General features: G+C 59.0%; 19 protein-coding genes and 1 pseudogene. 16 read left to right on the plus strand and 4 right to left on the minus strand.

Going from position 1 to position 21,631, the window contains the following annotated elements; all coding sequences use genetic code 11:
• From lnt to AAAB35_RS05635, 7 genes are all read left to right on the plus strand, one after another.
• Window positions 1–1,377 (plus strand): apolipoprotein N-acyltransferase (gene lnt / locus AAAB35_RS05605; protein ID WP_340667235.1); only part of this gene is annotated, 1,377 nt, incomplete at its 5' end.
• Between the two features lie 99 nt (window positions 1,378–1,476).
• Window positions 1,477–1,887: a helix-turn-helix domain-containing protein gene (locus AAAB35_RS05610; RefSeq protein WP_027230482.1), complete on the plus strand. Its 411-nt coding sequence runs from the start codon at window positions 1,477–1,479 to the stop codon at window positions 1,885–1,887.
• A gap of 178 nt (window positions 1,888–2,065) precedes the next feature.
• Window positions 2,066–3,331, plus strand: a complete 1,266-nt coding sequence (gene metK / locus AAAB35_RS05615) for a methionine adenosyltransferase (RefSeq protein WP_340667236.1) — start codon at window positions 2,066–2,068, stop codon at window positions 3,329–3,331.
• Between the two features lie 19 nt (window positions 3,332–3,350).
• Window positions 3,351–4,049, plus strand: coding sequence for a tRNA (guanine(46)-N(7))-methyltransferase TrmB (locus AAAB35_RS05620; protein ID WP_340667237.1), 699 nt, complete (start codon window positions 3,351–3,353; stop codon window positions 4,047–4,049).
• Between the two features lie 239 nt (window positions 4,050–4,288).
• Window positions 4,289–5,239: a tripartite tricarboxylate transporter substrate binding protein gene (locus tag AAAB35_RS05625; RefSeq protein ID WP_340667238.1), complete on the plus strand. Its 951-nt coding sequence runs from the start codon at window positions 4,289–4,291 to the stop codon at window positions 5,237–5,239.
• Window positions 5,236–5,718 carry a tripartite tricarboxylate transporter TctB family protein gene (locus tag AAAB35_RS05630; RefSeq protein WP_340667239.1) on the plus strand — a complete coding sequence of 161 codons (483 nt, stop codon included), beginning with the start codon at window positions 5,236–5,238 and terminating at the stop codon, window positions 5,716–5,718. The genes AAAB35_RS05625 and AAAB35_RS05630 overlap by 4 nt, the downstream gene beginning before the upstream one ends.
• Window positions 5,719–5,732: 14 nt before the next feature.
• Complete coding sequence (locus tag AAAB35_RS05635) at window positions 5,733–7,250, plus strand: tripartite tricarboxylate transporter permease (RefSeq protein WP_340667240.1); 1,518 nt, start codon at window positions 5,733–5,735, stop codon at window positions 7,248–7,250.
• A 23-nt stretch (window positions 7,251–7,273) separates the two neighbouring features.
• Here AAAB35_RS05635 and AAAB35_RS05640 read toward each other — a convergent pair whose 3' ends face one another.
• Window positions 7,274–7,438 (minus strand): hypothetical protein, encoded by a 165-nt coding sequence (locus tag AAAB35_RS05640; RefSeq protein WP_340667241.1) that lies wholly within the window; start codon window positions 7,436–7,438, stop codon window positions 7,274–7,276.
• Between the two features lie 271 nt (window positions 7,439–7,709).
• On the opposite strand from AAAB35_RS05640, the gene rimP reads away from it, so the two are divergent.
• The 9 genes and pseudogenes from rimP to AAAB35_RS05685 all read left to right on the plus strand — a co-directional run bounded on the left by rimP (window position 7,710) and on the right by AAAB35_RS05685 (window position 18,883).
• Window positions 7,710–8,381: a ribosome maturation factor RimP gene (rimP, locus tag AAAB35_RS05645; RefSeq protein WP_340667242.1), complete on the plus strand. Its 672-nt coding sequence runs from the start codon at window positions 7,710–7,712 to the stop codon at window positions 8,379–8,381.
• Between the two features lie 51 nt (window positions 8,382–8,432).
• Window positions 8,433–10,037 carry a transcription termination factor NusA gene (gene nusA / locus AAAB35_RS05650; protein WP_340667243.1) on the plus strand — a complete coding sequence of 535 codons (1,605 nt, stop codon included), beginning with the start codon at window positions 8,433–8,435 and terminating at the stop codon, window positions 10,035–10,037.
• A 20-nt stretch (window positions 10,038–10,057) separates the two neighbouring features.
• On the plus strand, window positions 10,058–10,759 hold the full coding sequence (locus AAAB35_RS05655) for an RNA-binding protein (RefSeq protein WP_340667244.1): 702 nt from the start codon (window positions 10,058–10,060) through the stop codon (window positions 10,757–10,759).
• Window positions 10,756–13,473, plus strand: coding sequence for a translation initiation factor IF-2 (gene infB, locus AAAB35_RS05660; protein WP_340667245.1), 2,718 nt, complete (start codon window positions 10,756–10,758; stop codon window positions 13,471–13,473). Before AAAB35_RS05655 ends, infB begins: the two co-directional genes overlap by 4 nt.
• A 76-nt stretch (window positions 13,474–13,549) precedes the next feature.
• A complete protein-coding gene (rbfA, locus tag AAAB35_RS05665; RefSeq protein ID WP_340667246.1) occupies window positions 13,550–14,002 on the plus strand; it encodes a 30S ribosome-binding factor RbfA in 453 nt (150 codons plus the stop codon).
• A 1-nt stretch (window position 14,003) separates the two neighbouring features.
• A complete protein-coding gene (gene truB / locus AAAB35_RS05670) occupies window positions 14,004–14,975 on the plus strand; it encodes a tRNA pseudouridine(55) synthase TruB (protein ID WP_340667251.1) in 972 nt (323 codons plus the stop codon).
• Between the two features lie 82 nt (window positions 14,976–15,057).
• Window positions 15,058–15,431 (plus strand): annotated as a pseudogene (gene rpsO / locus AAAB35_RS05675) (30S ribosomal protein S15).
• Window positions 15,432–15,638: 207 nt separating this feature from the next.
• Complete coding sequence (gene pnp / locus AAAB35_RS05680; RefSeq protein WP_340667247.1) at window positions 15,639–17,783, plus strand: polyribonucleotide nucleotidyltransferase; 2,145 nt, start codon at window positions 15,639–15,641, stop codon at window positions 17,781–17,783.
• Between the two features lie 83 nt (window positions 17,784–17,866).
• Window positions 17,867–18,883, plus strand: a complete 1,017-nt coding sequence (locus AAAB35_RS05685) for a class I SAM-dependent methyltransferase (RefSeq protein WP_340667248.1) — start codon at window positions 17,867–17,869, stop codon at window positions 18,881–18,883.
• 65 nt (window positions 18,884–18,948) lie between these two features.
• On the opposite strand, the gene fabI is transcribed toward AAAB35_RS05685, so the two are convergent.
• The 3 genes from fabI to fabA all read right to left on the minus strand — a co-directional run bounded on the left by fabI (window position 18,949) and on the right by fabA (window position 21,572).
• Complete coding sequence (fabI, locus tag AAAB35_RS05690) at window positions 18,949–19,764, minus strand: enoyl-ACP reductase FabI (RefSeq protein WP_340667249.1); 816 nt, start codon at window positions 19,762–19,764, stop codon at window positions 18,949–18,951.
• 3 nt (window positions 19,765–19,767) lie between these two features.
• Complete coding sequence (gene fabB, locus AAAB35_RS05695) at window positions 19,768–20,994, minus strand: beta-ketoacyl-ACP synthase I (RefSeq protein ID WP_340667250.1); 1,227 nt, start codon at window positions 20,992–20,994, stop codon at window positions 19,768–19,770.
• Between the two features lie 62 nt (window positions 20,995–21,056).
• Window positions 21,057–21,572: a 3-hydroxyacyl-[acyl-carrier-protein] dehydratase FabA gene (fabA, locus tag AAAB35_RS05700; protein WP_027230465.1), complete on the minus strand. Its 516-nt coding sequence runs from the start codon at window positions 21,570–21,572 to the stop codon at window positions 21,057–21,059.
• Window positions 21,573–21,631: the final 59 nt, after the last annotated feature.

Here is a 21,631-nt window from a genome sequence, read left to right on the forward strand (position 1 = left end):
ATGGTTGGCTGGTGGTTTGGCTTCGGCTATTTCGTGCTTGGTCTTTGGTGGATCGGCAATGCGCTCCTCGTCGATGCGGAGAATTTCGCCTGGGCCGTGCCCTTTGCCATACTCGGCCTGCCTGCCGTTCTCGCGATTTTCTATGCTCTTGCGACGGCGATTGCCCGCCTCTTGTGGAGTGACGGGCTCGGACGAATCTTCGCGCTGGCCGTCGGTTTCGGCGTTGCAGAATGGCTGCGCTCCTTTGTCCTTACCGGATTTCCGTGGAACGCAATTGGATATGCAGCGATGCCGGTACCGCTGCTCATGCAGTCATCGGTGATCGTCGGCCTCTTGGCCATGAATGTGCTCGCCGTGATCGTCTTCGCCATGCCGGCCCTGCTTTCGGGCCGGCGCGACCTGAAGAGCGGTCTTGTGCTCGCACTTCTCCTCGTCTTAGCGCATGTCGGTTTTGGCGCTTATCGGTTGTCGACCGCGACGGTCGACGCGAAGGGACCTCAGGTTCGCATCGTCCAGCCTTCGATTGCACAGGATTTGAAGTGGGATGCCGAAGCACGGCGCGGCATTTTCGACAAGCATCTTGCCCTGACGGCCCAAGCACCGAGGGACGGCAAGGCAAAGCCTCAGGTAGTCGTCTGGCCCGAAACCGCCATTCCGTATATCCTGCCTCAGACACCCGAGGTCCTGAGCGCGATTGCAGATACGCTGGACGATGGCCAGATCCTGCTTGCCGGAGCTGCGCGCATGGAGGAGAGAGGCGATGGTGCAGAGCCTCTCTACTATAACGCGATCTATGCCATCAACAGCGATGGCGAAATCACCGGCGCTGCGGACAAGGTACATCTCGTGCCCTTCGGCGAGTACGTTCCGATGGAGAATATCCTGCGCAGACTGGGCGTGAGCGAAGTCGTGGAGATGCCAGGCGGTTTTACTGCTGCCGCCACACGTCGGTCCCTGGCCGTGAAGGAGGGTTTCCACATATTGCCGCTCGTCTGTTACGAAGCGATCTTTCCCGCAGAAATGGCCTATGACGGCCCGCGCGCCGACGCAATCGTCAATATCACGAACGACGCCTGGTATGGCGATACGCCGGGTCCCTATCAGCATTTCCGCCAGGCACAATTGCGCGCGGTCGAACAGGGCTTGCCCATGATTCGGGCTGCAAACAACGGGCTTTCTGCGATCATCGATCCCTATGGTCGTATCCTCGACGGGCTGGCGCTCGATGCCGTTGGCGTGGCGGACGCGACGCTCCCGACAAAGTTGTCGCTACCTTTAGGTGAGCGCACTCGCGACCTGCAATTCCCGATTGTGCTTGGGCTTGCTTTGCTTACAGCGCTGGCGTATTTTCTGCGCCAGAGGACAAGGGTTGGTTGACATTTCAGACCCGGACCTGTCAATGATGCCTCATTTGGTGCGTTGATACATTGATGATAAAATTCATTTTTAGTTCCATTTCATACGAATGAGATTTTCATGTCCGATAATAAGAAGAGACCAAACCCAGTAGACGTTCATGTGGGTGCAAGAATTCGATTGCGCCGCAACATGATCGGTTTGAGCCAGGAAAAACTTGGCGACAGCCTTGGAATAACCTTCCAGCAAATTCAGAAATACGAGAAGGGGATGAACCGCGTTGGCGCGAGCCGCTTGCAAGCAATCGGCAATGTGCTCAACGTACCCGTCACCTTCTTTTTCGACGATATGCCCGGACAGGATGACAAACCCAAGGGTTTCGATGAGGAAAGCGAAACAACGTATGTCGTCGGCCTGCTGAACAGTTCCGAAGGGATTCAGCTCGCCAGGGCTTTCGCCAAGATCACCGATGCAAAGGTGAGGCGCAAGATCCTCGATCTCGTTCGCACGTTGGGTTTAGAGGAAGATTGATTTCATCGACAAGCGGAACGGGCATCTCAGAAGCCCACAGGCGGGAAAAAAATTCTCAGTGTCCCGTTTGTTTGAAAATGAAAGCAATTGACTGATTCACTTTGGCTTGGCAAAGACTATGCGGCCCAGACCGGACTTGGTCTGGAGGGCTATCGTTTGCTTTCAAGAGGGGTTCCCCGTGACACGCAGTTCTTATCTTTTTACCAGTGAGTCCGTATCGGAAGGACATCCAGACAAGGTCTGTGACCGCATCTCCGACGAAATCGTCGACATGATCTACAAAGAGGCAAAGAAAACGGGTGTTGATCCGTGGACTGTGCGAATTGCTTGCGAAACCCTCGCAACCACCAACCGCGTGGTCATCGCTGGCGAAGTGCGTGTTCCGGACACGCTGTTGAAGAAAGACAAGAACGGCCAAGTGGTGAAGGATGCCAAGGGGCACCCGGTCATCAATCCATCCCGCTTTCGCGCAGCGGCCCGCCGCGCTATCCGCGATATCGGTTACGAGCAGGATGGCTTTAACTGGAAGACGGCCAAGATCGACGTCCTTCTGCATCCGCAATCTGCCGATATTGCTCAGGGCGTCGACAACGCAGCTGACCGCCAGGGCGAAGAAGGTGCGGGCGACCAGGGCATCATGTTCGGCTACGCCTGCCGTGAAACGCCGGACTTGATGCCGGCGCCGATCTATTACTCGCACAAGATCCTCGAGATACTTGCTGCTGCCCGCCACAAGGGTGAAGGCGATGCCGGCAAGCTTGGACCGGATGCGAAAAGCCAGGTCACCGTGCGTTATATCGACGGCGTTGCCGCCGAGACCACGCAGATCGTTCTTTCGACCCAGCATCTCGATGAGACCTGGGATTCGAAGAAGGTCCGCAAGGTCGTCGAACCCTACATCCGCGAAGCGCTCGGCGATCTCAAGATCGCCGACGATTGCGCCTGGTACATCAATCCAACCGGCAAGTTTGTCATCGGCGGCCCCGACGGCGACGCTGGCCTGACCGGTCGCAAGATCATCGTTGATACCTATGGTGGAGCGGCGCCGCACGGCGGCGGTGCATTCTCGGGCAAGGACACGACAAAGGTCGATCGCTCCGCCGCCTACGCGGCCCGGTATCTCGCTAAGAACGTCGTCGCTGCCGGCTTTGCCGATCGCTGCACGATCCAGCTTTCCTATGCGATTGGTGTTGCACAGCCGCTTTCGATCTATGTCGATCTGCATGGCACCGGCAAGGTGAAGGAAGACGCGGTTGAGGACGCGCTGCGCAAGGTCATGGACCTTTCGCCATCGGGTATCCGCAAGCACCTTGACCTCAACAAGCCGATCTACGCCAAGACGTCAGCCTACGGCCATTTCGGTCGCAAGCCCGGCCGCGATGGTTCCTTCTCCTGGGAGAAGACCGATCTGGCAAAGCAGTTGAAGTCAGCACTGGCCGTTTGAGCGGCCAGTGTATCCAACCATGACCGAGCCCAGGCGAGAGCGTTCCACCGAGGCATTCTTCGGCAGAAGGGCCGGAAAGACGCTTCGCCCGATGCAGCGGGCCATCCGCGACGAACTGTTGCCGCTGCTGAAGCTTGATCTTGGTTCTCCCGCACCCGCCGACCTCCGCACCCTTTTTACCGCGGAGGTCGAGCGCGTCCGGGTGGAAATCGGTTTCGGCGGCGGTGAGCATCTGTTGCACGAAGCGGGACGGCACCCGAAATCCGGCTTCATCGGCGTCGAACCATTCGTCAACAGCATGGCAAAGCTGGTGGTCGATCTCCATGACGAGCCATTGCAGAACATCCGCCTTTATGACGATGACGCCACGCAGGTTCTCGACTGGCTGCCGGAGGCGTCCATCGACGGCATAGATCTGTTCTATCCAGATCCGTGGCCGAAGAAAAAACACTGGAAGCGGCGCTTCGTCAGTCAAAAAAATCTCGACCGCTTTGCCCGTGTCTTGAAGCCCGGCAGCAAGTTTCGGTTTGCCTCAGATATTGACACCTACGTCAACTGGACGCTCCAGCATTGCCGGGTACATGGCGGGTTCGAGTGGCGGGCCGAGACCTCGGCCGATTGGCATACGCCCTACGAGGCCTGGCCCGGGACGCGTTACGAGCAGAAGGCGCACCGGGAAGGCCGGGTTGGCGCCTATCTTACTTTCCTGCGGATTTAGCCTTGCACGGCCGTAAGTAGGGTAAAGGCCCAGCGGCGACTGCATTTCGCGTGACAGCTTCCTGACAGTTTTCTAGTATCATTTTGACGGTGAGGAGACCGCTGGGAGGCTGTCAGCTTTTATTGTCGAGCATTGGATTTGGCTAACCGCCGATTCAAGTTCTGATTGTCGATATCTTCCCGCGACCTCGAGATCGAAAAGCGCAGATGGCTGGAAGCCATCATGGGAGGAATTACATAATGCGTAAAATATTGCTCGCTTTTGCCGCAGCCGGGGCGATAGTCCTGTCCGGTCAGGCCTTTGCCGCCGATTACAAGATCATGGCGCCCGCAGCGCCGGGTGGCGGCTGGGACCAGACCGCACGCACATTGCAGACGACGCTGCAGGATGAAAAAATCTCCGGAAGCGTTCAGGTCGTGAATGTCCCGGGCGCAGGCGGAACAATCGGCCTCGCCCAGTTCGCAAATTCCGCCAAGGGAGATCCGTCGCAGCTGATCGTCGGCGGCTACGTCATGGTTGGAGCCATCCTCACCAATGCATCGCCCGTCACGCTCGACCAGGTCACGCCAATTGCCCGCCTGACAGGCGAATATGAGGCGCTGGTGGTACCGGCTGCATCGCCGATCAAGTCGATGGCCGACCTCGTTGAAAAGCTCAAGGCCGATCCGGGCTCGGTATCGTGGGGCGGCGGCTCGGCCGGCGGTACGGACCATATCACCGCAGGCCTCATCGCCAAGGCCGCCGGTGTCGATCCGACCAAGGTCAACTACATCGCGTTCTCCGGTGGCGGTGAGGCCCTGGCGGCAATCCTCGGCGGTCAGGTAACCGTCGGTATTTCCGGCTACGGCGAATTCGAGTCGCAGATCAAGGCCGGCGAGCTTCGTATCATCGGCATTTCCAGCGAACAGAAAGTTGAAGGCATTGATGCCCCGACCTTCAAGGAAGGCGGCGTCGATGTCGCGATCCAGAACTGGCGCATGGTTGCTGCCGCTCCAGGCATCTCGGCCGAACAGGAAGCTGCTATCAACGCCGATATCGAAAAGTTGGTGAAGTCGAAGAGCTGGCAGGATCAGCTGAAGGCCAAGGGATGGGCGGACACCTATCTCGCCGGCGACGCATTCAAGGCACAGCTGGCAAAGGATACAGAAGCAACTTCGACCATCCTGAAAGATATTGGTCTCGTAAAATGACGCAGCAGTCACCGAGCTCCGAAGCGCGCCGCCCCGATCGGGCGGCGCTGGTTATCGCGGCCGTTCTGGCAGTCATTGCGGCTGTGATTGTCTACAGCACTGCAACCGCGCATGGCGGCAGCGCGACCCGGATCGGTCCAGGCGCGTTTCCTTATGCCATCGCCGGATGCCTCTTCGTTTTGGCCATATGGACGGCATTCGAAGCGGTTCGTGGGGATTTTCCCGAACGGGAAGAACAGCAGGTTCAGCCAATCGTCTGGATTGTCGGCGGCCTCGCGGCACAAATGCTGCTTCTCCACATTGCCGGCTTCGCCATCGCGACAGGTCTGCTGTTTGCCGCAACGGCACGTGGATTTGGCAAGGGGCCGCTTTGGCTGACGATCCCCATCGGCATTGTTCTGTCTTTCGTTATCTGGGTCATATTCGCCAAGGGACTGCAATTGTCCCTGCCCGCGGGCCCCCTTGAACGCCTCATTTAGAAGCAGGTTCGGCTATGGATAGTTTCACCCTTCTGGCAAACGGTTTCGCCGTCGCGATGCAGCCGCTCAATCTGCTCTACGCATTGATCGGTGTAACGCTTGGCACGGCCGTCGGCGTGCTACCCGGCATCGGACCGGCGCTTACCGTGGCCCTGCTGCTGCCGGTTACCTACAAGCTTGATCCGGGTGGATCGCTGATCATGTTCGCCGGTATCTATTATGGCGGCATGTATGGCGGCTCGACCACGTCGATCCTCTTGAACACCCCGGGTGAAAGCTCGTCGATCGTCACGGCGCTCGAGGGCAACAAGATGGCGCGGGCCGGACGCGGGGGTCCAGCTCTCGCAACCGCCGCTATCGGCTCCTTTGTTGCCGGGTTCATCGCCACGATGGCGCTCGCGTTGATTGCGCCGACGATCGTGAAATTCGCGTTGTCGTTCGGACCTGCCGAGTATTTCGCGCTGATGATTCTCGCCTTCATGACCGTTTCGGCTGCATTCGGCGATTCGACTCTCAGGGGGCTAACCGCGCTGTTCCTCGGCCTTGCCCTTGGACTGGTCGGCATCGACCTGCAGACGGGACAGGCCCGTCTCGCCTTTGGCATTCCGGACCTTCTCGACGGTGTGGAAGTGACCACACTCGCAGTCGCCCTCTTCGCCATCGGAGAAACCCTGAGTGTTGCCGCCTCACGCAGTATAGGCGAAGAGAAGATTGAGCCGGTCAAAGGGTCGGTCTGGATGAGCCGGGAGGATTGGGGGCGTTCGTGGAAGCCTTGGCTGCGCGGAACATTCATCGGCTTTCCGATCGGCGCCATGCCCGCCGGCGGCGCCGAGATCGGAACGTTCCTGTCCTATTCGGTGGAAAAGCAGCTCGCAAAGAAGCCGGAAGAATTCGGGAAGGGCGCCATCGAAGGCGTAGCTGGCCCGGAGGCCGCCAACAATGCTTCAGCCGCTGGAACACTCGTGCCCTTGCTCACACTCGGTCTGCCGACAAGCGCGACTGCAGCGATCATGCTCGCCGGCTTTCAGCAGTTCGGGCTGCAACCTGGTCCGCTTTTGTTTGCAAATAATCCGCAGATCGTCTGGGGCTTGATCGCCAGCCTGCTCGTTGCCAACTTCATGCTGCTGGTTCTGAACCTGCCGTTGGTCGGGCTCTGGGTGCGGCTCTTGTCGATCCCAAGGCACTGGCTCTATGCAGGTATTCTGGTCTTCGCAACGCTTGGCACGATCGGCGCCAACCCGTCGACCTTCGAGTTGGGCATGCTTTTGGCCTTCGGCGTACTCGGCTATGTACTGCGCCTTTTCGGCTATCCGATTGCACCTGTCGTGGTCGGGCTGATTCTTGGACCGATGGCAGAGCAGCAACTGCGCCGCGCCCTTGCCATCAGCCAGGGCGATCCAACCGTCCTCGTTCACTCGCCGATTGCGGTGATTCTGCTTCTGCTTGCAGTCTGCGCCGTCGTCGTACCGCTCATCATGCGGGCACGCGGCAAGGGGAAGGTCCTTTCAGCCCTCGCGGCAAACGAGGACTGATCTTCATCGATGATCCGCCGGGATTAGTTCCGGTGGATCGCGCTGAACTGAACCGGATCGATGCCGAGCGCGCGCAAATCCGATGCGGCGGGCTGGTAACCGGTACGCGTTGCCGATGCTACGGCGATGGCGCTGCCCCAAACGTTGAAGAAGCGGCCGATCTTGTTAGATGTGTATTTCGTGGTCATTTTTTTCATCCTTCTCGCATCCATGCTGCGATGCAACAAAGATAGGAGCGATGACCTGCAGGTGTTAGGTCCATATGCGCAAGGCAGCCATGCGAAAATGCATTGCGAACCTTGCCACCACGAACCGAAGGACGAAATTCGTCTCTACGCTTGAAACCTTAACGGCAATTCGGTATATAGAAGCCATATTCTTGGTCGATAGAACAGGAGTGGGTCCAGACCGGTCCCGCTCTTTTTTGTTTCTTAGGGCCGAAACAAGGAAAATTTCTGCGTGACGACAAGCGCCAATACACAACAGGAAGCGGCAGTGAATGACGCAACCGACGAGCGGATCATTACCGAAACCGGGATCGATGCCCGTGTTGCCGGTATCATTGAGCCAGTGCTCGCTTCCATAGGTTTCCGGCTGGTCCGGGTCCGTCTGACGGGCCTCAACGGCCTAACCCTGCAAATCATGACCGAGCGCAATGACGGTACCATGACCGTCGAGGATTGCGAACTCGTAAGCCGCACATTGTCGCCGGTGCTCGATGTCGAGGATCCGATCGACCGGCACTATCATCTGGAAGTTTCGTCGCCGGGCATTGATCGCCCGTTGGTGCGCAAGTCGGATTTCACCACATGGGCGGGCCATATTGTCAAAATTGATACGTCAGCGGTTCACGAAGGACGCAAGAAATTCCGTGGCCGCATCGGCACGATCTCGAACGAAGCGGTAACCGTGGAGAGCGACCAGGCGAGCTACGGCGACAGTCCGATCGTTGAAATCCCCTTCGAATTGATTGCCGATGCGCGGCTGACACTGACCGACGACCTTATTCGCGATGCGCTGCGCCGCGACAAGGATCTTCGTGAAGGCCGTATTGCCGATGACGGCGCCGGTTCGCTCGATAAAAGCGATGAGGCGCCCGTCGCCGACCAGGAACCAACAAAACAGAATTGATCTTTCATGCGCCAGCGGGAGAAGCGCGGCGGTGAACCCAAGGAGAAGAAAATGGCAGTCAGTGCTAACAGGCTAGAACTTCTGCAGATCGCCGATGCGGTGGCGCGCGAGAAGTCGATTGACCGCGAGATCGTCATTGCGGCAATGGCCGATGCCATCCAGAAAGCCGCCCGTTCGCGCTATGGCCAGGAAACCAACATTCGTGCCGATATCAACGCCAAGACCGGCGAGATCAAGCTGCAGCGTCTGCTCGAAGTGGTTGACGCGGTAGAAGACCCGGTCACGCAGATCGGTATGGACGCGGCGCGCGACCGCAACCCCGATGCGCAGGTCGGTGACTTTCTCGCCGATCAGCTGCCGCCCATGGATTTCGGCCGCATTGCTGCACAGTCCGCCAAACAGGTCATCGTTCAGAAGGTGCGCGAAGCCGAGCGCGACCGGCAGTATGACGAATACAAGGATCGCGTTGGTGAAATCATCAATGGCAGCGTCAAGCGTGTCGAGTACGGCAATGTGATCGTCGATCTCGGCCGTGGCGAAGCTATCATCCGCCGCGACGAATTGATCCCCCGCGAGACGTTCCGCTACGGCGACCGCGTCCGCGCCTATGTTTACGACGTACGCCGTGAGCAGCGCGGTCCGCAGATTTTCTTGAGCCGCACGCATCCGCAATTCATGGCAAAGCTATTCACCATGGAAGTGCCGGAAATTTATGACGGCATCATCGAAATCAAGTCCGTCGCCCGCGATCCGGGCTCGCGCGCCAAGATCGCCGTCATTTCGCGCGATTCGTCCATCGATCCCGTCGGCGCCTGCGTCGGTATGCGCGGTTCACGTGTTCAGGCGGTCGTCGGCGAATTGCAGGGCGAGAAGATCGACATTATTCCGTGGTCGCCAGAGCCCGCTTCCTTTATCGTCAATGCGCTGCAGCCGGCCGAAGTTGCGAAAGTCGTTCTCGATGAAGATGCCGAACGTATTGAAGTTGTGGTCCCGGATGACCAACTATCCCTTGCGATCGGTCGTCGTGGCCAGAATGTCCGCCTTGCCTCGCAGTTGACCGGCTGGGATATCGACATCCTCACCGAGCAGGAAGAATCCGAACGTCGCCAGAAGGAATTCGTCGAACGTTCGAACCTCTTCATGGAAGCGCTGGACGTCGATGAAATGGTGGGTCAGGTTCTGGCTTCCGAGGGCTTCGCCAGCGTCGAGGAAATTGCCTACGTCGATAGCGACGATATTTCCTCGATCGATGGTTTCGACGAAGACACAGCTACAGAGATTCAACAGCGCGCCCAAGAATATCTCGCCCGCATCGAAGAAGAGCGGGATGCCCGCCGCAAGGAACTTGGTGTTGCCGACGAACTGCGCGACCTGCCGGGAATGACAAATGCCATTCTCGTCGCGGTCGGCGAAGACGGTGTCAAGACGGTCGAGGATTTCGCCGGTTACGCGGTCGACGAACTGACCGGTTGGCGCGAGCGCAAGGATGGCGAGACCGTCAACTACCCTGGCATCCTGTCGCAGTTCGATGTCAGCCGCGCTGACGTGGAGCAGATGGTTCTTGCTGCGCGTCTGAAGGCAGGCTGGATCACGGAAGAGGATCTCGTCTCGGAAGAGGCAGCGGAAGCCACTTCCGAAGAAGAGGTTGCCAGCTGACCTGCGGTCCCGAAAGTTGCATGACTTTTCGGGAGGATCATGCGGAATTGTTGAAGGGCGGTCGAGGCGTGGAACCGGAAATGAACGACAGGACGTGCATTGTCACGCGTGAAAGCGGTTCTGTCGATGACTTGATCCGGTTTGTTGCCGGCCCCGACGGAACGGTTGTCGCCGACTTGAAGCGCAACCTTCCCGGTCGGGGGTGCTGGGTGAAAGCCGAGCGCCGCCATGTGGATGAAGCGGTCAAGCGCAAGCTTTTTCCGCGCGCATTGAAGAGCAGCGTGGTCGTGCCCGATGATTTCGGAGCGGTCGTCGACCGGATGCTCGCAAAATTCGCGCTCGGAAGTTTTGGGTTGGCGCGCAAGGCCGGGGTTGTGGTAACAGGGGCGGCAAAAGTCGACGCCGCCATCCGCAACGGTACTGCCGAACTCGTTCTTCATGCCCACGAAGCGGCGGAAGATGGTGTTCGCAAGCTTGACCAGGCCCGCCGTTCGGTAGTTTATGCGGGCGGACCGGAAATACCCGCTCTTTCATTGTTTGAAAGCAGTGAAATGGATTTGGCATTGGGCGGGGTAAATGTGATACATGCTGCCGTACTCAAGGGAATGGCAGCTGCCGGGTTCGTTAAGCGAGCCTGGTTGCTTCAGCATTTTCGCGGTGGCCCCGAGGATCAGGCCGTCGCTAAAGCGGCATTTGCCGCGAAGGAAACGGAAACGGAATGAGCGATACGAAATCAACAGACGACAAGACGCTTGGCGTCAATAAGAAAACCCTGACCCTGAAGCGGCCCGGCGTTGAACAGAGCACGGTGCGCCAGAACTTCAGCCATGGGCGGACGAAGTCTGTTGTGGTTGAAACCAAGAAGCGCAAGTTTAATCTTCCGGACCATAAGCCGGAGGTCGCGCCTCCTGCTGCCGCACCAACGCCGTCACCGGCTCCCACACAGGTCCGCCCGGCCGCCCAGCCTGCGCCAGCGCCAGTGAGCGCGCCTGCGGCTGTACCGCGCCCCGCCGCGACGGCCGCACCAGCGCCGGCCGCTGCTCAGCCCGGCGTCCGTCCTGCCCAGCCGCAGCAGCGTCCTTCCGGCCAGCAGCCCTATCGTCCTTCGGGTCAGCGTCCGAGCGACCGTTCGGGAATGGTACTGAATACGCTCTCGAGCGCCGAACTTGAAGCACGCCGCAAGGCTCTGGAAGGCTCGAAGGCCCGTGATGCCGAGGATCGCGCCAAGGCCGCGCTCGAAGCTTCACGCCGTGCCGAAGAAGAGGCGCTCCGCGCCAAGGAGCGTGAAGATTCCGCGCGCCGCCAGGCGGAGGAGGAAGAACGTATCCGCAAGGAGGCCGAGGCCAAGCAGAAGGCTGAAGAGGAATCGCGCAAGCGCCAGCCAGAGCTCAAAACCGCCGATGATGCGGCGAAGGCACCGGTCCGCAAGGCCAATGCTTCCGATGAGGAGGATGAACGTCGTGGTCCTGCAGGGGTCCGCCGCGGTGGCGGCGCCACGCCGGTCAAGCCGGAAGTTCGCGCGCCGAAGGTCGTCAAAGGCGAGGATGAACGACGCCGTGGTAAGCTCACATTGGGTTCAGCACTCGATGACGAGGGCCGCAACCGCTCTCTGTCCGCGATGCGTCGCCGCCAGGAGAAGTTCAAGCGCGGCATGCAGCAGGAAACGCGTGAAAAGATCGCGCGCGAAGTCATCTTGCCGGAAACCATCACAATCCAGGAGCTTGCCCAGCGTATGGCCGAGCGGTCAGTCGACGTCATCAAGTTCCTGATGAAGGAAGGCCAGATGATGAAGCCCGGCGATCTGATCGACGCCGATACGGCTCAACTCATCGCCGAGGAATTCGGTCACACGGTTCGCCGCGTTGCCGAATCCGACGTCGAAGAGGGCATCTTCAATGTGCAGGATGACGCTGCAGCGCTTGAACCGCGCCCGCCGGTTGTCACCATCATGGGTCACGTCGACCACGGCAAGACCTCGCTCCTCGATGCCATCCGTCAGGCAAACGTCGTCTCCGGCGAAGCTGGCGGCATTACCCAGCATATCGGGGCCTACCAGGTCGAGCAGAACGGCCAGAAGATCACGTTCATTGATACGCCTGGCCACGCCGCCTTTACGGCAATGCGTGCGCGTGGCGCTCAGGCGACCGACATCGCGATCCTCGTCGTCGCCGCGGATGACAGTGTCATGCCGCAGACGATCGAATCGATCAATCACGCCAAGGCGGCCCATGTCCCGATCATCGTGGCGATCAACAAGATCGATAAGCCCTCTGCCGATCCGCAGAAGGTTCGCAATGGCCTGCTCCAGCATGAAGTGTTCGTTGAATCGATGGGCGGTGAGACGCTGGATGTCGAAGTATCGGCCAAGACGGGCGCAGGCCTCGACAAGCTGCTCGAAACCATTCTGCTCCAGGCCGAAATTCTCGACCTGAGAGCCGATCCGCATCGTACGGCCGAGGGCGTCGTCATTGAGGCCAAGCTTGAGCGCGGCCGTGGCTCGGTTGCCACCGTGCTCGTCCAGAAGGGTACGTTGCATCCTGGTGACATCATCGTTGCTGGCAGCGAGTGGGGCCGCGTTCGCGCGCTGGTCAACGATCGCGGCGAGAACATGAAGGAAGCGGGACCTGCAACGCCGGTGGAAGTGCTTGGTCTGCAAGGTCCGCCGCAGGCAGGCGATCGTTTTGCCGTTGTCGAGAACGAAGCCAAGGCGCGCGAAATCTCCGAGTACCGCACTCGCCTTGCCCGTGAAAAGGCAGTGGCCAAGCAGGCAGGCTCGCGCGGTTCGCTCGAGCAGATGATGAGCCAGTTGCAGGTATCAGGCCAGAAGGAGTTCCCGCTCTTGATCAAGGGCGACGTGCAGGGCTCGATCGAAGCCATTGCCGGAGCGCTCGACAAGCTCGGAACCGACGAAGTGCGTGCCCGCGTCATCCACTCGGGTGCCGGCGGTATCACCGAGAGCGACATTGCGCTTGCCGAGGCCTCCAATGCGGCGATTATCGGCTTCAACGTGCGTGCGAACAAGCAGGCACGCGACCTTGCCGAACGCGAAGGCATCGAAATCCGCTACTACAATATCATCTACGATCTCGTGGATGATGTGAAGGCGGCCATGTCGGGTCTTCTGTCGCCTGAACGGCGCGAGACCTTCCTCGGCAACGCGGAAATTCTCGAAGTCTTCAACATCACCAAGGTTGGCAAGGTTGCCGGTTGCCGTGTTACGGAAGGCAAGGTTGAACGCGGTGCGGGCGTGCGCCTCATCCGTGACAACGTTGTCATCCACGAAGGCAAGCTCAAGACGCTCAAGCGCTTCAAGGACGAGGTTTCCGAAGTGCCGGCGGGCCAGGAATGTGGCATGGCGTTCGAGAACTACGACGATATTCGCGCAGGCGATACGATCGAAGCTTTCCGCGTCGAGCACGTCACCCGCACGCTGTAAAAGCGTCTCTGTTATGATTGACAGGACCGCCGGAATGAAAACCGGCGGTCCGTTATCGTCATTGGATAAGATTATTATGTCTCGTTTTGCATCATCGGGTCCCTCTCAACGGCAGTTGCGCGTGAGCGAGCAGGTGCGTCATGCGGTTGCGCAGGTACTTCAGCGCGGCGAGGTCCGCGATCCGACCCTTGAAAATGCCGTTGTCGCCATTTCCGAAGTGCGGATGTCTCCGGATTTGAAGATTGCGACCTGCTTTGTGTCGCCGGTTGGCGCCACTGACACCGATGGTGTCATTAGCGCCTTGAACAAAAGCGCCAAGTTCATTCGCGGCCGGGCCGCGCCTTATCTGAAGCAGATGAAGTATATGCCGGAATTCCGCTTCCGCATCGATACGAGCTTCGACAACTACGCGAAGATCGATGCGCTGTTGCGCAAACCAGAAGTGACCCGCGACCTTCAGAACGATGACGACGATGATGGCGGCGAACCCAATCCCGGTGACGTTCCCGGACACGACGGTAACGACTGAGATGGCAAGACAGCGCAAGAAGAAAGGCCGTCCGGTTTCCGGCTGGCTGATTTTCGACAAGCCGAAGGGCATGGGCTCGACCGAGGCCGTTTCGAAGATCAAATGGCTGTTCAAGGCCGAGAAGGCGGGACACGCGGGCACGCTCGATCCGCTTGCCTCCGGCATGTTGCCGATTGCCCTTGGCGAAGCGACGAAGACGGTTCCCTATGTCATGGACGGAACGAAAGTCTATCGGTTTTCCGTAACCTGGGGCGCCGAGCGCACGACCGACGATCTTGAAGGCGAAGTGACGCTGACATCGGGCAATCGTCCGGACGAGGCAGCGATCAAGGCCATCCTGCCTGAATACACCGGAGTAATCGAACAGATTCCGCCAAAATTCTCGGCAATCAAGATCGCTGGCGAGCGGGCCTACGATCTCGCGCGCGGTGGCGAGGAGATCGATATCCCCGCCCGTGAAGTCGAGATCGACCGGCTGGAACTCATCGAGCGGCCCGACGAATCGACAGCTATTTTCGAAGTCGAGTGCGGCAAGGGCACCTATGTACGTTCGCTCGCACGCGACATGGGGCGTGACCTTGGCTGCTATGGCCATATTTCGGATCTGCGCCGCATCGAAGTCGCGCCCTTCGACGAGCAGGACTTCGTTACGCTTGCCGAACTTGAAGCGACGCATCCGCCGGTGCCTGAAGGCGAAGAGGCGGGCGAGCAATCCTACCAGGCGATCGCCGAGCGGTTTGCGGTAATGGACGCGTTCCTCATCGAAACGAGCGCGGCGCTCGACTGCCTGCCGCAGGTCGCAGTCTCTGACGATCAGGCCCATCGAATCCGCATGGGTAATCCAGTTATCCTTCGCGGCCGCGACGCGCCTGTCGAGGCGGATGAAGCTTGCGTCACAAGCAGAGGCAAGTTGCTGGCAATCGGGTTCATCGAGCAGGGCCAGTTCAAGCCGAAGCGTGTGTTTGTGGCCTAGCTGCTGCCGGGTTCATTCGGCCAGTTGCGCAGCCGTATCGCCCAGAATCATTTGCGGCTGGTAATTTGCGGCATTTTCGACTATACGGCCCCCAGCGACAAGCATTGCTCTCGCTTTAACCGGCCCCCGCTGGACGACATCCCGGCCGTGGGCATCCCGTTTTCCCTTCAAAAGAAAGGATATACGATGTCGATTACCGCTGAACGCAAGCAGGCAGTGATCTCCGAATATGCGACCAAGTCAGGCGATACCGGTTCTCCGGAAGTCCAGGTTGCTGTTCTTACTGAGCGCATTGTCAACCTGACCGAGCATTTCAAGGACCACAAGAAGGATAATCATTCCCGCCGTGGTCTGCTCAAGCTGGTCTCGACGCGCCGCAGCCTTCTCGATTATCTCAAGAAGGTTGATGAGAAGCGCTACCAGACGCTGATCGAAAAGCTCGGCCTGCGCCGCTAACAGACTGAACCGGCGGTCGCTCATGCGCCGCCGGTTCTTCTCATCCCTTTGCGGGGTGAGACTACCATGAGACAGATCATGGGGCAGGATTGCAGGCAACTCGGCTTGGGGAGTTGCACGTTGTCTTGCCCGTGATTGGTCTGAAACGAAACGGAAGAAGATTGCTGCACCAAAGGGCGCGCGGTTTCTTCCACTGAAGGACAAGACATGTTTAATCAACACAGAGTCGAAATCGAATGGGGCGGTCGTCCGCTCATTCTTGAAACCGGCAAGATCGCCCGTCAGGCCGACGGCGCCGTTTTGGCCACCTACGGTGAAACCGTAGTGCTCGCCACCGTCGTTTCCGCCAAGGAACCGAAGCCCGGCCAGGACTTCTTCCCGCTTACGGTCAACTATCAGGAAAAGACCTATGCCGCCGGCAAGATCCCGGGTGGCTACTTCAAGCGTGAAGGCCGTCCGAGCGAGAACGAAACCCTCGTTTCACGCCTCATCGACCGCCCAATCCGCCCGCTCTTTGCCGATGGCTACAAGAACGACACGCAGGTTGTCCTCACCGTCATCCAGCATGACCTCGAAAACAATCCGGATATCGTCTCGATGATCGGCGCTTCGGCTGCTCTCACGCTCTCCGGCGTTCCCTTCATGGGCCCGATCGGCGGCGCACGCGTGGGCTACATCGGCGGCGAGTACAAGCTGAACCCGACGGTCGACGAAATGGTCGAATCCAAGCTCGACCTCGTCGTTGCCGGTACCGGCGAAGCTGTTCTGATGGTTGAATCGGAAGCTCAGGAACTTGCTGAAGACGTCATGCTCGGCGCCGTGATGTTCGGTCATCGCAGCTTCCAGCCGGTGATCGAAGCGATCATCAAGCTTGCCGAGGTTGCGGCCAAGGAACCCCGCGATTTCGTCTCCGACGACCTTTCGGCCGTCGAAGCGGCAGTATTGAAGATCGCCGAGGACGATCTGCGCGCTGCTTACAAGATCACTGATAAGCAGCAGCGTTATGCCGCTGTTGATGCCGCCAAGACCAAGGTCAAGGCGCATTTCTTCCCGGAAGGCGTTGAAGAGCCGGAATTCTCGGCTGAGGAAATTTCAACCGTATTCAAGTCGGTTCAGGCCAAGATCGTTCGCTGGAACATTCTCGATACGGGCAGCCGCATCGACGGCCGCGACCTGAAGACGGTTCGTCCGATCGTTTCGGAAGTCGGGATCCTGCCGCGCACGCATGGTTCGGCCCTGTTCACCCGTGGCGAGACGCAGGCGATTGTTGTCGCCACGCTCGGCACCGGCGAAGACGAACAGTATGTCGACTCGCTGACCGGCATGTACAAAGAAACGTTCATGCTCCATTACAACTTCCCGCCCTATTCGGTCGGTGAAACAGGACGCATGGGTTCGCCCGGCCGCCGCGAAATCGGCCATGGCAAGCTCGCCTGGCGCGCGATCCATCCGGTGCTTCCGGCCAAGGAACAGTTCCCTTACACGCTGCGCACGGTTTCCGAGATCACCGAATCGAACGGTTCCTCGTCGATGGCAACGGTCTGTGGCACGTCGCTGGCGCTTATGGATGCGGGCGTTCCGCTGCTGCGTCCGGTTGCCGGCATCGCGATGGGCCTGATCCTCGAAGGCGAAAAGTTCGCAGTTCTTTCCGATATCCTCGGTGACGAAGATCATCTCGGCGACATGGACTTCAAGGTTGCCGGTACGGAAGGTGGCATCACCGCCCTGCAGATGGATATCAAGATCGACGGCATCACCGAAGAGATCATGAAGGTCGCCCTGGCTCAGGCCAAGGATGGCCGCGTCCATATCCTCGGCGAAATGGCCAAAGCCATCACCGAAGGCCGTTCGGAACTCGGCGAGTTCGCACCACGCATCGAAGTCATGAACATTCCGACCGACAAGATTCGTGATGTCATCGGCTCGGGCGGCAAGGTCATTCGCGAAATTGTCGAAAAGACCGGCGCGAAGATCAACATCGAAGACGACGGCACGGTGAAGATTGCATCTTCCTCCGGCAAGGAGATCGAGGCTGCACGCAAGTGGATCCATTCGATCGTTGCAGAACCGGAAGTCGGCGAGATCTACGAAGGCACGGTCGTCAAGACCGCCGACTTCGGCGCATTCGTCAACTTCTTCGGTCCGCGCGATGGCCTGGTCCATATTTCCCAGCTTGCTTCCGAGCGCGTTGCGAAGACCTCCGATGTGGTCAAGGAAGGCCAGAAGGTCTGGGTCAAGCTCATGGGCTTTGACGAGCGCGGCAAGGTTCGCCTGTCGATGAAGGTCGTCGATCAGGAAACCGGCAAGGAAATCGTTCAGGAAAAGAAGACTGCGGAAGAAGACGCAGAGTAAATTTTGAGCGAAGACAATTGAAAAGCGCGCCCCTGTGGCGCGCTTTTTTCTTGAATTGAATTTGAGATTAGGTGGACACGGCGATGACCGACGGCGCACTCAAGACGCTTTTTCTACCCTTTGAAGATGAAATCCTGCCCATTCCCGGGGGCGAGAGGTGGCTGTTTCTGGGTGCCGAAGCGAACCGCGATAGCGAGGGCGCATGGCGCGATATCCTCAGCTGTCTGCAGCCCTTCAGGCCGGATTTTCTCGACCTTGAAAAAGCTGGTTTCAACGCCGTTCCCCGATTGGAGAGTTCGGATGTCTTCGATGGTGCGCTGATTCTGATCGGGAAACATCGCGGCCGCAACGAAGCCTGGCTCGCGCAGGCATTTGACCATGTGAAGCCAGGGGGCACGATCGTTGTGTCGGGTGACAAGAAGCTCGGCGTCGACAGCTTCCGCAAGACGGTGGAGACGTTGGCGCCCGTCACGGATAGGCTTTCCAAACACCACGCGGTCGCCTTCTGGCTGACACGTCCGGAACGGTTGGACAGTGAGCGCCTTGAAGCCCTCAAATCTGAGCCAACGCGTCTCGAAGGCCGGTACGTCACCGGGCCAGGCATGTTTTCTCATACGGCAATCGACAAGGGTTCGGCCCTGCTTGCCGCCCATTTTGAAGGACGGATCGGCGGCCATGTCGCGGACTTCGGTGCTGGCTGGGGCTACCTTGCCAGCGAACTGCTCGGCCATCGCGAAAAAATGAAGTCACTGGCGCTCTATGAAGCCGATTTCGAGGCTTTGGAAGCGGCAAGGCAGAATGTTGTCGCGCCCGCTGAAATCCCCGTCAGCTTCCATTGGCACGACGTCAATCGGGAACCGATTTCAGACATTTACGATACGATCGTCATGAATCCGCCCTTTCATGCGGGCCGTAGCGCCGATCCGACCATGGGGCAGGGATTTATCGCGGTCGCGGCCAAGCGGTTGAAACCGGGCGGCCGCCTGCTTCTCGTTGCCAATCGGCAAATGCCCTATGAGGCGGGTCTCAACGCGCTCTTCCGCTCGGTGACGCCGCTCCAGGACGATGCCGGCTACAAGATTATCGAAGCGAAAAAGTAGCGCTTGAAACAACAACGGCCGTTGACGCACTGCCGCCGATGGCCCTTCAATGACCTTGAATCCTGCTATTCCTTGCTGTCGTCCGATTTCTTCAATTCTTCGAGCGTCGGCATGGACACGATGTTGTAGCCCGAATCCACGTAATGGATTTCGCCGGTAACGCCATTGGAAAGGTTGGAGAGAAGATAGAGTGCCGAGCGGCCGACATCCTCAATATCGACGGTGCGCCGCAGAGGGGCATTGCGCTTCTGGTAGGAGAACATGGCGCGTGCATCGCCGATGCCGGCGCCCGCAAGCGTCCGGACAGGACCGGCCGAGATCGCATTCACGCGAATGCCTTCCGGACCGTAGTCGGCGGCCAGATAACGCACCATGGCCTCGAGTGCGGCCTTGGCGACGCCCATCACGTTGTAGTTCGGCATGACGCGCGTCGAACCGCCATAGGTAAGCGTAAGGATCGAGCCGCCGTCCTTCATCAGCTTGGAGGCACGCTGGGCGACTTCCGTGAAGGAATAGGCGGAGATAACCATGGTGCGGCTGAAATTGTCCCGCGTCGTCACGTCGGCATAGCGGCCCTTGAGCTGCGCCTTGTCCGAAAAGCCGATGGCGTGTACGACGAAATCAAGCGAGCCCCATTCCTTTTCCAGCGTCTCGAACACGGCGTCCACCGTGGCAATGTCTTCCACATCGCAGGGCAATAGTAGTTTCGACCCGAGTTGTTCCGCGAGCGGCGCGACGCGCTTGCCAAAGGCCTCACCCTGATAGGTGAACGCAAGTTCGGCCCCGTTCTCTGCAAGTTCCTTGGCAATTCCCCAGGCAATGGAATGGCTGTTCGCGACCCCCATGATGAGACCGCGCTTGCCTTTCATCAGATCACCCATGCTCTACCCCTCATAACGCTGGAAAACCAGCGAAGCGTTGGTGCCGCCAAATCCAAAGGAGTTGGTCAGGACCGTGTTCAGTTTGACATTGTCGATGCGCTTGCGCGCGATGGGCATATCGCCGAAGGCCGGATCGATCTCTTCGATATTGGCGCTCTCGGCGATGAAATCGTGCTTCATCATCAGCAGCGAATAGATCGACTCGTGCACGCCCGTTGCGCCTTGCGAGTGGCCCGTCAGCGATTTCGTCGCCGAGATCGGCGGGCATTCGTTCCCCGACCCGAAGACCTCGCGAATGGCCTCGATTTCCTTGAGGTCGCCGACTGGCGTCGAGGTGGCATGCGGGTTGATATAGTCGATCGGCCCTTTGACATTGGCAATCGCCATGCGCATGCAGCGCGCCGCGCCTTCGCCGCTCGGCGCGACCATGTCGGCGCCGTCGGAGGTGACGCCATAGCCAACGATCTCACCATAGATCTTCGCACCGCGTGCCTTGGCGTGCTCCAGTTCCTCAAGGACGAGAACGCCGGCGCCGCCGGAAATAACGAAGCCGTCGCGGTTCTTGTCATAGGCCCGCGAGGCCACCGAAGGACGATCGTTGAATTTCGACGACATGGCACCCATTCCGTCGAAAAGCACGGACAGGGTCCAGTCGAGGTCTTCGCAGCCCCCGGCGAACATCATGTCCTGCTTGCCGTACTGGATCATTTCAAAGGCATTGCCGACACAATGATTGGACGTCGCACAGGCAGATGAGATGGAATAATTGACACCCTTGATCTTGAACCAGGTGGCGAGCGTTGCCGAAGCGGTGGAGGACATCGCCTTTGGCACCGCGAAGGGCCCGACCTTCTTGCTCGAGCCGGATTCGATGGTCTTTTCGGCCGATTCGACAATGGTGCGGGTGGACGAGCCGCCGGAGCCCATGATGATGCCGGTGCGTTCGTTGGAAATCAGGTCGGTGTCAAGGCCGGCATCGGCAATCGCCTGATCCATGGCAACGTGGTTCCACGCGGTGCCGCCACCATGAAAACGCATGGCGCGGCGATCAACCACCGTCGAGGGATCAAGTGTCGGGGCGCCATGAACCTGGCTACGGAACCCACGCTTCGCATATTCCTCGGCAAAGACAATTCCTGACTTTGCAGTCCGCAGGGATTCGAGCACTTCCTGCGTGTTATTGCCGATAGAGGACACGATACCCATGCCCGTCACAACCACTCGCCGCATCGCGATCTCCTAGAGTCTTTTCCGGCCATATTGGCCTCTAAGGTGTTGCGCTGGCCGAAGGCTCAGGCCGCGCTTTCCTTGAACAGGCCAACCCGCAGGTCAGTTGCCTTATAGATAGTTTCGCCGTCGGCTTTTAGCCAGCCATCGGCAATGCCGAGGACCAGACGACCGCGCATGACGCGCTTGAAGTCGATGCCATATTCGACAAGTTTGGTCTTGGGCGTGACCATGCCCGTAAACTTGACTTCGCCGGTGGAGAGGGCGCGGCCCTTGCCGGGTTCGCCCAGCCAACCGAGGTAAAACCCCGTCAATTGCCACATGGCATCGAGCCCGAGGCAACCGGGCATGACAGGATCACCGATGAAGTGGCACGGGAAAAACCAGAGGTCGGGCTTGATATCAAACTCGGCGCGGATGTAGCCCTTGCCGTTTTCGCCGCCTGTCTCAGAAATCTCGGTGATGCGGTCAAACATCAGCATGGGCGGTGCCGGCAACTGGGCATTGCCTTGGCCGAACATCTCTCCGCGGGCACAGGCAAGAAGCTCCTCATACCCGTAGCTTGATTTCTGTTCTGGCATTCTTTCTCCCATCGACTGCTTCAAAGTTGGCGCATGGAATGCGAGCTGCTCCTGCGCAT

Source organism: Phyllobacterium sp. (assembly GCF_037994425.1).
Lineage (GTDB): Bacteria > Pseudomonadota > Alphaproteobacteria > Rhizobiales > Rhizobiaceae > Phyllobacterium.